Consider the following 14,683-nt stretch of genomic DNA (forward strand, 5'->3'; position numbering starts at 1 on the left):
CGTTATTACAACGAAAAAAGAACCCAGTATAAACTGGGTCTCGTTACTCCGAAGAGATATTATTTAGATTATAAAATTGCAGGTTAATGTCGTATTTATCTTTGTCTATTATTAGGGGGCTTGACCACTAGGCACCTTTGATAATAAATTATAATCAACAATAAATACCAAACTGTAGTTATTTTTTAATTAATCGTTGTATACATAATTCATTTTAAGATCCTCTAATAATAAACCTCTAAAGCTTCTGTTTCCAGACTTATTCAGATGATCTTCATCTGCAAAATAATGTACATTGTCTAAATATAATTCACTATAATCAAGAAAGTAATTATAATCGATACTATCAAAAAATAAATCAAATTTTTCTATGTCAAAGTTATTTAGCGCTGCTATATACTCTTTTGAGATAGGATATCTAACTCCAACTACAGTTATATTATGTTCATTAGCTAACTCAAGAATATCCTCATATACATTTTGTAATTCTATTTCAATATTAGCATTATTAAATTGACCATTAACCCTTGAGACAGCTCTATTTTCCCTAGCAGATTCAGACATTTCTACCCACCTCTGATTATAACCATCCCTCAAACGATTTATCTCCATAGACAATCTTAGCATTGTAAATGATCTATTCTCCCCAAGAGAAATAGGAAATTTAGAGTGAAGAAATTTATCTACATTCCCTATACTCTCTCCAAAAAGACTATAAATATCTTCTTTCGAAGCATACAGATACGATCTGTTTTTATTAACTGAATTGACCCTATATGAAGATAACATATGATAATCACTCTGCAAAACTAGAGTTTCTATTTCATTGTTATTTTGAAGTGCATATTTTAATTTTAAATACATTTCTTTAACCGAGTCACTATCTGCAGACATATCCCATACAAGATTATCTTTATCAATCCCTGATATAGCAGCTCTTGCACGGGAGTCACCTATGATAACTATCTCAGCTTCTGGATTCATAGTACCTATTACACTTTCTATATAGTAATTATTTAAAAAGTAAGTAACCAGCATTACAGGTAAAAAAAACAGTAACATTTTATAAATAAGCTTTATTAACATTGCACTCCACCTTATTTAATTATATAGGTATGTTAGAATTGAAAATAAATAAATTCTACTTCTGTTGAATAGTAACCTAAAAACAATATTGCAAATAGGATATAAACATAAGCAGCATATCTAAATATAAATGGCGTACGTGATAGTTTTTTACTTAGTCCTCCTCTTCTTTGGTTCATATGAACAACTTCCATTATAAATAATGACGATAATGCTATTAACAAATCAAGCTGTGTCCATCCTATTAACAAAGAGGACTTCATAGAACCAAGTAAACTAGAAGTATCTAATAAGCCTACAAACATATTAGAAACTATATAAAAAGCTTCGCTTATATTATTTGCCCTAAAGAAAATCCATGCAAAACATACCAAAGAAAAAGTTATACTCACTTGAAAAATTTTACAAAATATAGGGTATTTACTCAGCCCTAAAAAATGAACAAATTGCTTTCTTATTTTATAGGTCCAAATACTAAATACTAAATAAAAGCCATGTAATGCCCCCCAGACCACAAAGGTCCAATTTGCTCCATGCCATAAGCCACTAACAAGAAATACAATAAATAAATTAAATTGCCATCTCCACTTTATTACCCTATTACCACCTAAGGGAATGTACAGATAGTCTTTAAACCATGTTGACAAAGAAATATGCCATCTTCTCCAAAACTCAGAAATAGACTTTGAATAGTATGGCCTTTTAAAGTTATTCATAAGATTAAACCCCATTACTTTTGCTGCACCAATTGCAATAAGAGAATATCCGGCAAAATCACCAAATATTTGAAATGCAAAAAATACAGTGGCTATTAATAATGGAAGTCCATTATAGTCAAAGGGATTATTGTAAACTTCATTAACATATACAGCAAGCCTATCTGCAATTACCACCTTTAAGAAAAAGCCCCATAGCATTAATTTGATTCCTTTTGAGACATTTTTATAAACAAAACCATTTCTTTTATAAAATTGAGGTAATAAATTAGTTGATCTTTCAATTGGTCCGGCTACTAATTGTGGGAAAAAGGAAACGTACAACGCAAAGATACCAAAATGCTTTTCAGCTTTTGCTTTTCCTCTATAAACATCTATAGAATAACTTAATGTTTGAAATGTATAAAAAGAAATCCCAATTGGTAGTAATAATTCAAAATTTGGTAAGCCATAAAATATATTATACGATGCTAATACAGAGTCAAATGTGCCCATAAAAAAAGTTAAATATTTAAAAGTAAATAAAATCCCTAAACTTGATGTAATACTTATTGTCAAAAAAGCTTTCCTTAACCGCTCATTATTACTATTACTAATTAATATCCCAAAATAATAGCTTATTGATGTAGATATTAATATTAATATTATATATTCAGGTTTCCAGCTCATATAGAAGTAATAGCTGGCCGCTAATAGTAATACCCATTTATATTTATGAGGAATTAAAAAATATAACCCTATTACTATTGGAAAAAAGAACATAAAATGCAAAGAGTTAAAAAGCATATAATAACTGACTCCTTTTTACTATAAAAGTTTACAAACTAAAAATATACTCTGCATAGCATACTGGTTATGTTCAATTTCAGAGCATCACTTATCCAAACAAGAAAATGAATTAGTTAAAATGAATTTGTATTTTATAGTACGAACTAGATATAATTGGTATTAATACGAAGATTATTCAAAACAATATTTAACTTCAAATGGAAAAGCTTAATTTAAACAAGTATAAAGTTTATATTGGTAAAAGAAATATCATTGCATATTTAAATCACTGGTATTAAATTTAAACCCAGTGATTAATTTCACTAATATTTTCTGGAAAATCTCTAGTTTCTTAACTTCACTTTATCGTTTAATACTCATAGGTTGAGATTCTTCTCTTTTTTCTCGACAACTACATCCAATTTTAAATCACGGAATATTTTTTGAAGAACAATATATCTTGATAACAGTTGAATTATACTAACTAGAACTACCGAATAAGCAACTCCCTCAATTCCAAAAGGTGGTATCAATAAAAAGCAAAGTATAACTGAACTTACTACCCATATTACACCTAAGATGGGTTGCACCTTAAAATACCTTGCAGATGTAATTAAGAAACTATGGAACGAACTAACAAAAATAAAAACTGTTGATATTATAAGGATTTTAAATATATTTGTATAACTTCCATAATCATTTCCATATATAAATGTTAATAGAAAATCTCCGAACATATATACAGTAGATATACTAATAATACCTAGCATTAACCCAACAAATTCTAATTTAGTGAGTAACTTTTTAATTTCTTTTATTTTTCTATTATAAACAAGTTTGGAAAACCTAGGCATCACAACTTTACTCAGTGCTGTCGTAAAAATATTTATATTATTTACTACCATATATGATATCGCAGCAAAATACCCTAATATTTCTGCATCAAAATAATACTCCACAAAGTACCTAGGAATATTTGTATTGAGAGAAATTAACATATGGAGTACGCCTAATGGAAGTGATATTTTTATAATATTATAAAAATGAGGAAATACAAAACTAATCTTTACAGATTTAAACTTCTTAGCATTCTTCAAATCATATAAAAATAGCATTAATAAGTAAATAATTATTACAACAGATAAGCCTAAAATCAAATTATCTGTAAAGTAAAGTATTGTTGAAATTGAAATAAGCGATAATATTCCTTTAACTACTTTAGAAATAGCTACAAAAGTTACATGCTCTTCTTTTTGCATAGGAGCATATAAAATTTCACTTATAGATTCAACAACTTTATAAATTCCTACTAATATTATTATCAAGCTCGTTAAAAGACTATATTCAATAGCGAATAATATAATAACAAGTATAACTAATGTAATAATAGAAGTGAGAATTCTCAAACTAAAATAATCTATAAATTTATACTTTTCTATTTGGTCTGTAATATATACCGTTGAGGACTTTAAACTTGAAAACATAATTATCGGAGATATAATTGCTAACCCTAGTGTATATTGTCCTACCATTTCAACATTGCCTAAACGGGCAATTACAATTAATATTCCCCATTGAGATAAAGCGAAAAATATGTTAGCCAAAAAAACAAATGAAAAGTTTTTTTTCAATGATACACTTGGAATCTTTTCTTTTTTATTTTCCATAAAGACACCATTCTTTATTTATATTAGTTTAGATCCAACATGAACTTATGAAACTTTTTTAGTAATCAAACAAAAGTGTTATAAATATTATATAACTTCACAACATTTTACCGATTTACAATATTTTTTAAACTACTTATTATAAGTAATATATCTAGACTCGAAAGTTTAATCACTCTTTGTTATATCCGATTCTCTCCATACAATCTATTACCTGTGTGAGAACTTCTCTACCTTTTTTAATATGACCAGGATCTTTGTAATCCAATCTAATTGACGTATTCCGAGTAAAAGCCCGATGTACTAGAAGATCATCATTTACATCTGTAAAATACACTACTTTTGGAAGTGGCTTTTTCTCAAGGAGCCCCAACATGTCATAGTTCTTACTAGCACTGAATGTTATAGACCAGAGGGCTTGGAATAAACCTTGATCCCAAATATATTGTCCCTTTATGTTTATACTGTTTTTTCGATACAAATAAATAATCGCAAACCAATTCGACAGCACACTGAATAGATCTTTTAAACTTTTCTGTTTAGAAGATATTATTATCTTGGTATCACGTATAAACATTTTTGGTGAAGAAAACAAAATGGAAACTAGACAACCTAATTTATAAAATTGTCGCTTTAAATTAGATTTTGGTAATGAACTATTTACATCTACTACATCACTTTGCCCTTGGATTATTTTTCGCATTAATGTGGATTTCCCAGAAGCTGGCATCCCCAACATCTCTATGCAATTATCAAACTTTTGATCACAGCACTGCTGATATTTCAGAATATACATCAGTTATTACCTCTTCAAGTGGTTTATTTGCATTAATAGTAATGATTACCCCAGACGGTATCCGGAGTTCTTTAATAATTTCAACTTTATTTTCAATAGTAATAGGATTATCCATAGGTTTTCTTTCTTTGGCTGTTTCAGCATCTACTAAAAGTTTTATCAATAAGTCAGGCTTTAATATACTCGCCTGTTCATAGATACCAAACTCCCATTGTGCCAGATTTCTTTTAATCCAGTTTGTAGATTCAGTCCATTTATAAAGTAAAGGTCCATCATTAATCCCCATAAACTGCGTTTGAGGATACCTATCACAAATTACTATCATACCCCTAGCTCGAGCTTTCCAAATGCGGTTTAGCTTATTTTGCTTTTCTAATGCCAATACTAATGCCCAAACAGCCTTTATAATTGATAAATTCCCTTGCTTTCTTTGCAATTCGTTTTGTGTTTCTCTTACAGCCTCTTGCTTTTTAGCTTTAGTAAACTTTTTTAAAAACTGTAAAGGAGCCCTAATTAATGAACTTTTACCTTCACCACTACCAAAATACTCATTATAAACATCAATCTTTTTTTTCAGTGATTTCTGTAACATAGCGTTGATTGTAGATTTACCTGCTCCATCGGCACCCACTATGGCAATTATTCGTCCCCCTGCTGGATTTATACGGCGATAAGGAACCGGACGAACAAATTTACTCTGCAATATATAATCCCAAATCATCATTAGACGTACAAAGAGATATTTTATACCGGTCATTTTTTCCGTTTTATATGGTCTATACATTTTCCTAACGGCGAGAATTAAAGGAAGTAATTTTTTTCCCCTTTTATCACTTTGCAAAAATTCGTGTAATTTATTTATAACTTTGTCATTACTCATTAGTAAGTCTTTTGAATAAAATTCTAATTCCTGTTTGGTTACTCGATCTTCTAACCATTGCGATTCTCTTTTAAAATCACTGCTCACACGAAATCGGTGCAAGAAAAATCGTAAAGGTCCAATTTTGAGACAGTAGCGTAACCAAAGTATAAGTAATTCCTGTGCAGGGTGCATTATACGAACAGGGAAATCCCTGTCTAGTTTAGCATTTGCAAAAAAAGCATCATCAATAGGTATCAAGTATTCTTTGTAAAATTTTTTTCCAACCATAAAACGATCATGTAAATGAACATGCAACACTTTCTTTGATTCTGGATCTAACTTAACATAATCAAATATTGATATATAACTTTTCTTTCCAGTAGCATTATATAAAGAAAATCCTTCCTCTTCCAAAATATGAACAAACCTATTATGATGCTCTGGTCGCACCATAATATCTAAATCTGTATCTCCATTTAGTGCAGCATATAGATGCTCATTACTCTTCCAATGTATATATTCTATTTTTTCCTCATTTAATCTTTGAAATATTTTTTCTAACACAGAAAGCATTAATATTTTCCCCCTAACGTTTGGTACAACTAACTATTTGGAAATTTCACGATATAAAGTAGCATATCGGTTGAAACATTCGGAAATGTCATATTTCCCCCTCAACTTTTCTATAATCTCATCATTTTTTTCTTTACTATATTCAAATTTAATCATATTGAACATACCTTGCTTTATTTCCTGTTCATCTTTAGGGTCAAACATCACCATATTACTTTCTTGATCAAATAATTCTACAAAAATATTAATGTTAGAAACCATTGCTGGGAGTCCTACGACTAGAGCCTCCATTAATGCATTACAAAAACCCTCGTAAAATGAAGCCATGATAAATGCGTCAAAACGATGTAACAAGCTATAAACTGTTTCTCTAGGTAGCATCCCCGTTAAAACCACATGTTCTTTTAATAAATCGCTTGCTTGAATTATCTCGTTAATTTTTTCACGCTCTGGGCCATCCCCAACCAATAACAATCTATATCTTCTATCTTTTGGAGCTTCACGTAGAAAACCTTCAAATGCTCGTAAAACTTTTTGATGGTTTTTTACCTTTACAAAACGTCCAACCATTCCAAATAAAAAATCTTCCGATCCAATTCCATGTTCCTTGACAAGAATTTCTCCAATTTCAGAAGGCGTATTCTGAATAATGTTACAGTCCACCCCATTATATATAACTAGCTTATTAACATTTCTTGTACGCCTCTTTTGCCAGTTTTTTAAACCCTCTAAGGACGTTTTTGAATTTCCCACAATAGCATCACTATACTGTAGAGTAAAACCAATAATTAAATTTTGCCACGCTGAAAAACTGTTATGATTCGCATGAACAGTATGAACTACTTTAGATTGATGTAATTTTTGTGCCACCCACCGTGCTAGAGTACCTGATACAGCTTGATGAGTGTGAATTATATCAAAATCACCTTTCTTAATAAAAGTAGCAAACTCTTTCAAACCAATTATCGGTTCTTTTTTCAAATTATAAGCTTCAAATTTACAGTTGGGTGCAACTGAATCTACTATTTTTTGGGCGGAATTCTCCGAATCATATAGAGAAACCACTGTAGTTTCAAAAATTTCAGACAACATGTTAGCCATCTCTAAAGGTATGGACGTGTGTGACAGCTTATTCAGTACGTATAAAACTCTCATTATTCTTCTCCTTTACTATTTTATATACTTTTTCCAAGGAATATATTCCCAACACTTAAAGATGTAGAAATTATTTAGATAAATTCATATCTTTTTCTGTAATTATGCTACTACCTTTGGAGAGTGTGTCATTAGAAAAATTGAAGAATATTAATAATATCCACAGAAAGGGATGATAAAAAGTTGACATAACGCTTAAATGTAAAATACCAGCAATAAAACTGAACAGAAAAATGTTCCTTGAATCGAGTTTAGATTTGTAAATTCTTATAAAACTTAGAAAGAGAAAAATAGTAATCGGCAATAAGGTAATAATTCCTGCTTCTAATGTTAAAAACATATACCAATTTGTTGTACTTCCATAGCCTTCCGACGATGTACTCCCTAATCCTTTACCTATAAGAGGGCTTTCTTTAATTCCATCTATTCCTCTTTCCCAACGTGATACCCTTTCTCTAGCTGAACCTATATCCTCATTTAAGGAAGCTTTTGAAATCATTGGACTGTAATAGTTTTCTAGACTTTTAAGTGTAGTAATATTAGCGTATGTTATGGTAGAAACTAATACAAGAAATACTAAAGTAATCAATATTTTAGTAACTTTATATTTTTTTACTAGTATTCTTTTAATATTTAGTAAAAACACAATCGTTAAAGATAAAAGTAAAAATGTAATTCCGGCCGATGAAAAGGTTGTAATAAGGGCTAAAATGGGTAATATGGTTAATAATATTCTTTTTATTAGTTTAGTATCAGTATTAGTTTTTTTCCATAAATACCATATTGCTATTGGTGCAAGAGAATTAAAATAGAATGCTAGTACTCCTGGTTCAGTAGCAAAACCATAAGAACGAGAAAACTCAACAGCGTATGTTGCTGATGTGGCCCTGTTCCTTACTATATATTGTTGAACATCTATCCCCGTGAAATATTGTAAGCTAAACTCACTAATAACAAAAACACTCACAAACATTACAGAAATTAAATTTATCTTCATTAATTTCCCATAACAAATATTTTTATAAATTGCTCCTTTCATGAGTAGGTATTCAAAAACAAATATTAATGTGTATGCACCTAGGTAATTAAATGTTTTTGAATTATTATTTACTAAACTTGAAAAGAACAATGATAAAATAAAGATTAATATAAATACATCTTCAACCTTAAATGGAGTTTTTTCTATCTTTTTAATTATTAAAGTTTGAAGTATAAATAAGACTGTTATAACTATGGTTAACATAACATGTAAAGGAAACCATTGCCCTAAAGAAAATGCATCTGTCCAACTAATAAAAAAAATAAATAAATAAATAAAATATCTCAATAGACTATTGTACATCTATTTTGCACCTAATTTCTCTACTTAACTTTTATCGTATTTGTTTAAATTATTTTTATCTCCTAATCCCATAATATCAAGCATATGCTTATTAACAATCTTAACATCATACTTGTTATTACACAGATATATACTTTTTTCAGACATTCCTTTGAGAATCTTAGGGTTCTCGATCATATATTTTATTTTCTCAGCCAACCCTTTACTATCTTTGGGCTGTACTAAGAATCCATTAACTCCATCAGTCACTGCATCACGACAACCTGGCCAATCTGTTGTAATAACAGGTCTGGCCATCGCCATTGCTTCTAAAATAGTTCTCGGAAGTCCTTCACGATAATAAGTAGGTAATACAAAGACTTTCGCCTTTTCAAAAAAAGGAACAACATTTTTAGTCTCTCCTGGAAACTCAATTGATCCATCATTTATATAAGGTTTTATTTCTTCAGGTTTAATAGCACCAATGGAACTATCAAAACCACCAAGTAGAATAAACCTTGACTCTGGGTAAACTTTTTTTACTTGCCTGGCTGCCTCCGCAAATTCAAATACACCTTTTTCTTTAATAATTCTAGCTATCATTAAAAATACTGGTTGATCAGGTAAATCATTTGCAATAAATCTTTCCATACTTACTCCTGAACCATTCACTCGGACTGCTTTATCTTCAGGTAGGTAGCTTAATTTAACAAATTGTTTTAAATCGTCATTATTTTGAAAAATAACTTTATTACACCCTTTAAAAGCTTGCTTATATAGGGTACCAGTAATTTTTCTTAATAGTTTAGCTTTAAAACTATTAGAAGCGTATACACGCCCTAGCCCAGTTACCATCGGATATATTTTTTTAACTCCTGCTTTTCGAGCTGCTAAACTACCATAAACTACTGGTTTGATAGTATAACTAAATACTAAATCTGGCTTCTCTTTTTTTATTACTCTTTTTAGCTTTTTATAATACTCTAGATCTCCAAGTATACTAGTGTTATCTTTAGAAAAAGGGACTTCTATGAATTTCACCCCAAGGGCTAGTACGTCATCTAAATAGTCCTGATTTGGACCAATTGTAACAACTTCATGTCCTCTTGAAACAATTTCCTTTATAAGATCTCCCCTGAAATTAAATAGTGTTTTATTTTTTGGTGAAATCACCATTACTTTCATTTATTGCACCTCTTTAAAGTATATAATTAACATAAGTTATCTGTTGAGTTTCTTACAATTAATTGAAACAACCGTTCACTGACCCTATCAGATATAAATGAGTTATGAGGCGTAACAATAACACTATCTAAAGCCCACAACTCATTTTCTTCTGCTAATGGTTCTTCCTCAAATACATCAAGTGCTACTCCATGGAACTTATTAGTTTTAAGAGATTCTATCAATGCCTTCTGGTCTACAATGCCACCACGAGAAACATTAATAAGTACACTGTTATCTTTCATCTTTCGTATTCTATTAGCATCAATCAAGTGGGTTGTTTCCTTTGTGAAAGGAATAGTCAAAATAACAATATCACTCTCACTTAACACTTCATCTAATTTTTCAATTTTGTAGTATTCATCAACTAAATCAGATGTAATATCTCGTCTACCAACACCAATTACATTTACCCCAAAAGCTTTAAGGCGTTTAGCAACTTCAGACCCTACACTACCAAAACCAATTATAGCTGCAGTCTTATCAGTAAGTTCTAATATATTACGTTCCTTTTCCCACTTACGTTGAAATTGTAATTTGTAGAAATGACCGCTCATTTTGTAAGTTTCTAAGATTTTAAGTACTACCCATTCAGCCATTGGAATGCTATAAACGTCTTTGGCATTATAAAGTTCTATTCCATGTTCCTTAATATACTTAAGAGGAACCCTATCTAACCCAGCACTAGTGAGTTGTATAAATTTCAGGTTCTTAAATTTCTGGATATCATTGTAGAGAAATAGACCATTACAAACTACTCCATCAATATCAGAGACATCAAATTGTATAGCAACTCTTTCATCCTGAACAAATATGGTTTCAAAACCAAGCAATTTTAATTTATTTAATTGTTCTTCACTATATTTAAATGCCCCAGTAAGTAATAGCTTCATTTTTACAAACTCCTTTTTCTTACAAGCTATTTGACAATTGCGTTTATAATTTCATCAACCTTTTCTCTAAGAAAATCTTTATTCTCATAAAAGAAACTATTTTGTTCGTTTATTAACCTTTCTTCATAGTTTCTTATTTCTTTAACACCTGTTTCAAACACTTCTGCTACCATAGTGATATCTGCTTCCTTACTTGTATTGCAAAAGCTTCTTGATAAGATAACCATGCTAGATCCTAAACGGTAGTGTTCAGCAATAATGTTCTCCGCTGGGAGGGTTCCTTGTCCAAGCTTTGCTATCCCACCAAATCCATACGGAATTCCTTTAGCTTTAAACTTATTGCATAACCTTTCAACCGTACCATCTACCAATAGTTCAAACATAAACTTCAGATCATAACTAAGGTGCAGATCATTTAATCCGATGTGAATGTAATCAATCCCATCCACCAATAATATAGAATCTATGTTCTCTACTGCTTCTGATGTTTCACACAAAAGACAAACCCTTGCTCTACCATTCACTAGGTTTACGAATTCCGCTACTTCTTCTTTAGTTTTAAAAAACGGAAGCATAACAATATCTGCACCGTATTCAATGACTTTATTAATCTCGTCTTTTGAACCATCATAAATTGGATTTATACGTACAAGTAATTCTGATTTATTAAGTATTTGCTTAACTTTTTTTATATCATCAATACTATGTCGGGATATGACTGTGTCCAAGTGTCCCTGTCGATCATCTTTACCGTTTATTTCTAAGTCAATAAAAATCCAGTCTACACCACTTTGTTCAGCTGTTTTAGCAATATCCTCTTGATTAGTAATGTACATTAACTTTAAAGACATTTACTTAGTCCCACTTTCTTCTTTTGTTGCTGCTACTTCGTTATTTATAACATTATCTGTATCTCTCTTTGCAGTCTCTCCAACATTTACATTGTCCTTCATCATTAGTACTTTAAATATAGTCTTAGTGAAAATTTTAAAATCTAATGCAAACGATAGATTGTCAACGTACTCTACATCATATTCAATCCTTTTATCCCAAGGCACTTCTTTTCTTCCATTTACTTGAGCCCACCCTGTAACTCCAGGTCTAACATCAAACCTTTTCCATTGAAATTCAGTATATTCACTTAACTTCCATGGGTGGTATGTTAAAGTGGGACGAGGCCCGATAAGAGACATGTCACCTTTTATAATATTTATAAATTGGGGAAACTCATCTATACTTGTCTTTCTTATAAACTTTCCTACCTTAGTTACCCTAGCGTCACCTTTTGTTTCATAAACACCACTTTTCTCAGCACCAACACACATTGATCGAAACTTATAAATTTTAAATACTTTTCCATCTAGACCAAGCCGCTCTTGTTGAAAAATAACCGGACCTTTCGACTCTAATTTAATTGCAATAGCTACTATTATTAATAATGGTGAAAGAATTGATAGACCAATAACTGATAGAACGATATCCATTAGCCTTTTAATATACTTGTATATCATAATAAGTGCTCAGCTCCTTTGCATAATTGTTTCCGTATCCACAAGAGGAAAATCTCTATAATATAACTTTAGTCGATTAGTGCTTAAATGAACCTAATTCCAACTAACTACTAACCACTAAATTATCGATCTAGCTTAATTAAAAATAAGCTAAAGCCATCTCCAGCTAATAAAACAGAAAATGGCTTTGACCTTACATCTACTTCACTCCACTTAAAACCCTCAACTCACCAACCCTAAAGTTAGCAATATCCAACAATCTCTCACGTAACTGTTCTTTAGTCAGCCCCTCAAATTCACCAACCAACTCATAAGTCACATTTATATTAACCTCCGGAGTCTTCCCACGATAAATCTTCGGATAAACCTGCTCACTATGCACTTCATCCGCACCAAGCAATTCCTCAAACATCTTCTCCCCAGGCCTCATCCCAGAGAACACAATCGGAATCTCATCCTCCGTATACCCAGACAATTTAATTAGGTTACGAGCCAAATCAACAATCTTCACCGGCTCACCCATATCAAGCACAAACACTTCTCCACCTTCAGCAAGCGCCCCAGCTTGAAGGACCAAACGAGAAGCCTCAGGTATTGTCATAAAATAACGAACCATATCAGGGTGAGTAACTGTCAATGGTCCACCATTCTGAATCTGCTGCTTAAATAATGGAATCACACTCCCGCGACTCCCAAGCACATTTCCAAAACGAACAGCTACAAAACGAGTATCACTAATCATATCCATATGCTGTACAACCATCTCCGCAATACGCTTCGTTGCCCCCATCACACTCGTAGGATTCACGGCTTTATCTGTGGAAACCATCACAAACGTATTTACGCCAGCTTCATTCGATGCTTCAGCTACGTTTCTCGTTCCAATCACATTGTTCTTAACTGCTTCTTCTGGATTACGCTCCATTAAAGGAACATGTTTATGTGCTGCTGCGTGGTAAACGACATGCGGCTGTCTCTTAGCCATGATCGAAAACATTTTATCACGATCTTGCACATCAGCAATTTCAGTTGAGATATTTAATTCAGGTACCGTTCTTCGCAATTCCATTTCAATCGAATAAATACTGTTTTCACCATGTCCTAGTAAAACGAGCTCTTTTGGTTTGAAAATGGAAAGTTGACGGCAAATTTCTGATCCAATCGATCCACCAGCTCCCGTAACGAGAACGGTCTTTCCTTTTACATACTTCTCAATACCTGCAACATCAAGCTCAACTGGTTCGCGTCCAAGTAAATCCTCTACTTCTACATCACGGAATTGATTGACTGATACTTTTCCAGACATTATATCTTCAATACGAGGGAGAATTTGTGTTTTCGCTTTTGTTTTTGAACATTCTTCAAAAATCGTGTTTAATTCATTTCTACTAAGGGAAGGGATAGCTATAATGATATGTTTAACCTTTAATTTTTCTACTGTTGATACAATTTCTTCGATCCCACCGACAACGGGTAAGTTTAACACTTCTAGATGCTGTTTGTTAACATCATCGTCAATAAACGCAACAGGAGTTAAGTCAGATTCTTGGCTTTGCTGGAGCTGTCTAGCTACCATCGTTCCGGCCGCACCGGCACCGATAATCAATGTATTGCTTTTCCCTTTTGCTTGTTGAATATAATGGTCTCGATATAATCTCCAAGAAAAACGTGATCCGCCAATAAAGAGAATATGCATCATCCACGTAATCGCTAGTGTTCGGAGGGCAATATCTTGGAAGAAGATGAGTTGGACCGCACCTGTTACAATCACTGAGAATGTCACAGCTTTAAAGATTCCTGTAAGCTCGGACATACTCGCATATTGCCAAACTTTTTTATATAGCTTGTACTTAGCTGCAAATAGATGGTGGCTAATAAGCAATGTAATTGCACTAACTAGTAGGACGACTGTAAAAGGATTTGCTAACGGAAGTAATAAGAAATGACTAATAAAGATGGACGTTAATACAATAAGTGAATCGATCATCACTAAAGCAGCTATTCGTTTTCGATATGACATGTAATGTTCCCCTTTCTATAAAAAACCGTTCGTAATGTATAAAACCTTAAGCTATTATCCCTCTGAGTTGTCTTTGAAGAATCATAGGTTA

General features: G+C 31.8%; 12 protein-coding genes. All 12 read right to left on the reverse strand.

Translation table 11 applies throughout. The features are described 5' to 3' along the window. Positions 1–189: 189 nt before the first annotated feature. Positions 190–1,086, reverse strand: a complete 897-nt coding sequence (locus tag AC1FXP_RS10280) for a hypothetical protein (protein WP_480060998.1) — start codon at positions 1,084–1,086, stop codon at positions 190–192. Between the two features lie 32 nt (positions 1,087–1,118). Further along, the gene (locus AC1FXP_RS10285) at positions 1,119–2,588 is read right to left on the reverse strand and encodes an MBOAT family O-acyltransferase (protein WP_480061000.1); all 1,470 of its coding nucleotides are present in this window, start codon (positions 2,586–2,588) and stop codon (positions 1,119–1,121) included. 359 nt (positions 2,589–2,947) lie between these two features. Then, positions 2,948–4,237, reverse strand: a complete 1,290-nt coding sequence (locus AC1FXP_RS10290; RefSeq protein WP_480061002.1) for an oligosaccharide flippase family protein — start codon at positions 4,235–4,237, stop codon at positions 2,948–2,950. A gap of 172 nt (positions 4,238–4,409) precedes the next feature. Beyond that, positions 4,410–5,033: a hypothetical protein gene (locus tag AC1FXP_RS10295; RefSeq protein ID WP_480061004.1), complete on the reverse strand. Its 624-nt coding sequence runs from the start codon at positions 5,031–5,033 to the stop codon at positions 4,410–4,412. After that, on the reverse strand, positions 5,002–6,468 hold the full coding sequence (locus AC1FXP_RS10300; RefSeq protein ID WP_480061006.1) for a hypothetical protein: 1,467 nt from the start codon (positions 6,466–6,468) through the stop codon (positions 5,002–5,004). Before AC1FXP_RS10300 ends, AC1FXP_RS10295 begins: the two co-directional genes overlap by 32 nt. A 33-nt stretch (positions 6,469–6,501) precedes the next feature. Then, a complete protein-coding gene (locus AC1FXP_RS10305) occupies positions 6,502–7,623 on the reverse strand; it encodes a glycosyltransferase (protein ID WP_480061008.1) in 1,122 nt (373 codons plus the stop codon). Positions 7,624–7,693: 70 nt separating this feature from the next. After that, positions 7,694–8,965, reverse strand: coding sequence for an O-antigen ligase family protein (locus AC1FXP_RS10310; protein WP_480061010.1), 1,272 nt, complete (start codon positions 8,963–8,965; stop codon positions 7,694–7,696). A gap of 24 nt (positions 8,966–8,989) precedes the next feature. Beyond that, positions 8,990–10,129: a glycosyltransferase family 4 protein gene (locus AC1FXP_RS10315; RefSeq protein WP_480061012.1), complete on the reverse strand. Its 1,140-nt coding sequence runs from the start codon at positions 10,127–10,129 to the stop codon at positions 8,990–8,992. A gap of 26 nt (positions 10,130–10,155) precedes the next feature. Further along, positions 10,156–11,061: an NAD(P)-dependent oxidoreductase gene (locus tag AC1FXP_RS10320; protein ID WP_480061014.1), complete on the reverse strand. Its 906-nt coding sequence runs from the start codon at positions 11,059–11,061 to the stop codon at positions 10,156–10,158. 26 nt (positions 11,062–11,087) lie between these two features. Further along, on the reverse strand, positions 11,088–11,912 hold the full coding sequence (locus tag AC1FXP_RS10325) for an aldolase/citrate lyase family protein (RefSeq protein ID WP_480061016.1): 825 nt from the start codon (positions 11,910–11,912) through the stop codon (positions 11,088–11,090). Beyond that, positions 11,913–12,572, reverse strand: coding sequence for a sugar transferase (locus AC1FXP_RS10330; RefSeq protein ID WP_480061018.1), 660 nt, complete (start codon positions 12,570–12,572; stop codon positions 11,913–11,915). A 199-nt stretch (positions 12,573–12,771) separates the two neighbouring features. After that, the gene (locus tag AC1FXP_RS10335) at positions 12,772–14,592 is read right to left on the reverse strand and encodes a polysaccharide biosynthesis protein (protein WP_480061020.1); all 1,821 of its coding nucleotides are present in this window, start codon (positions 14,590–14,592) and stop codon (positions 12,772–12,774) included. Positions 14,593–14,683 lie beyond the last annotated feature (91 nt).

Source organism: Halalkalibacter sp. HAAS-P013 (assembly GCF_056619925.1).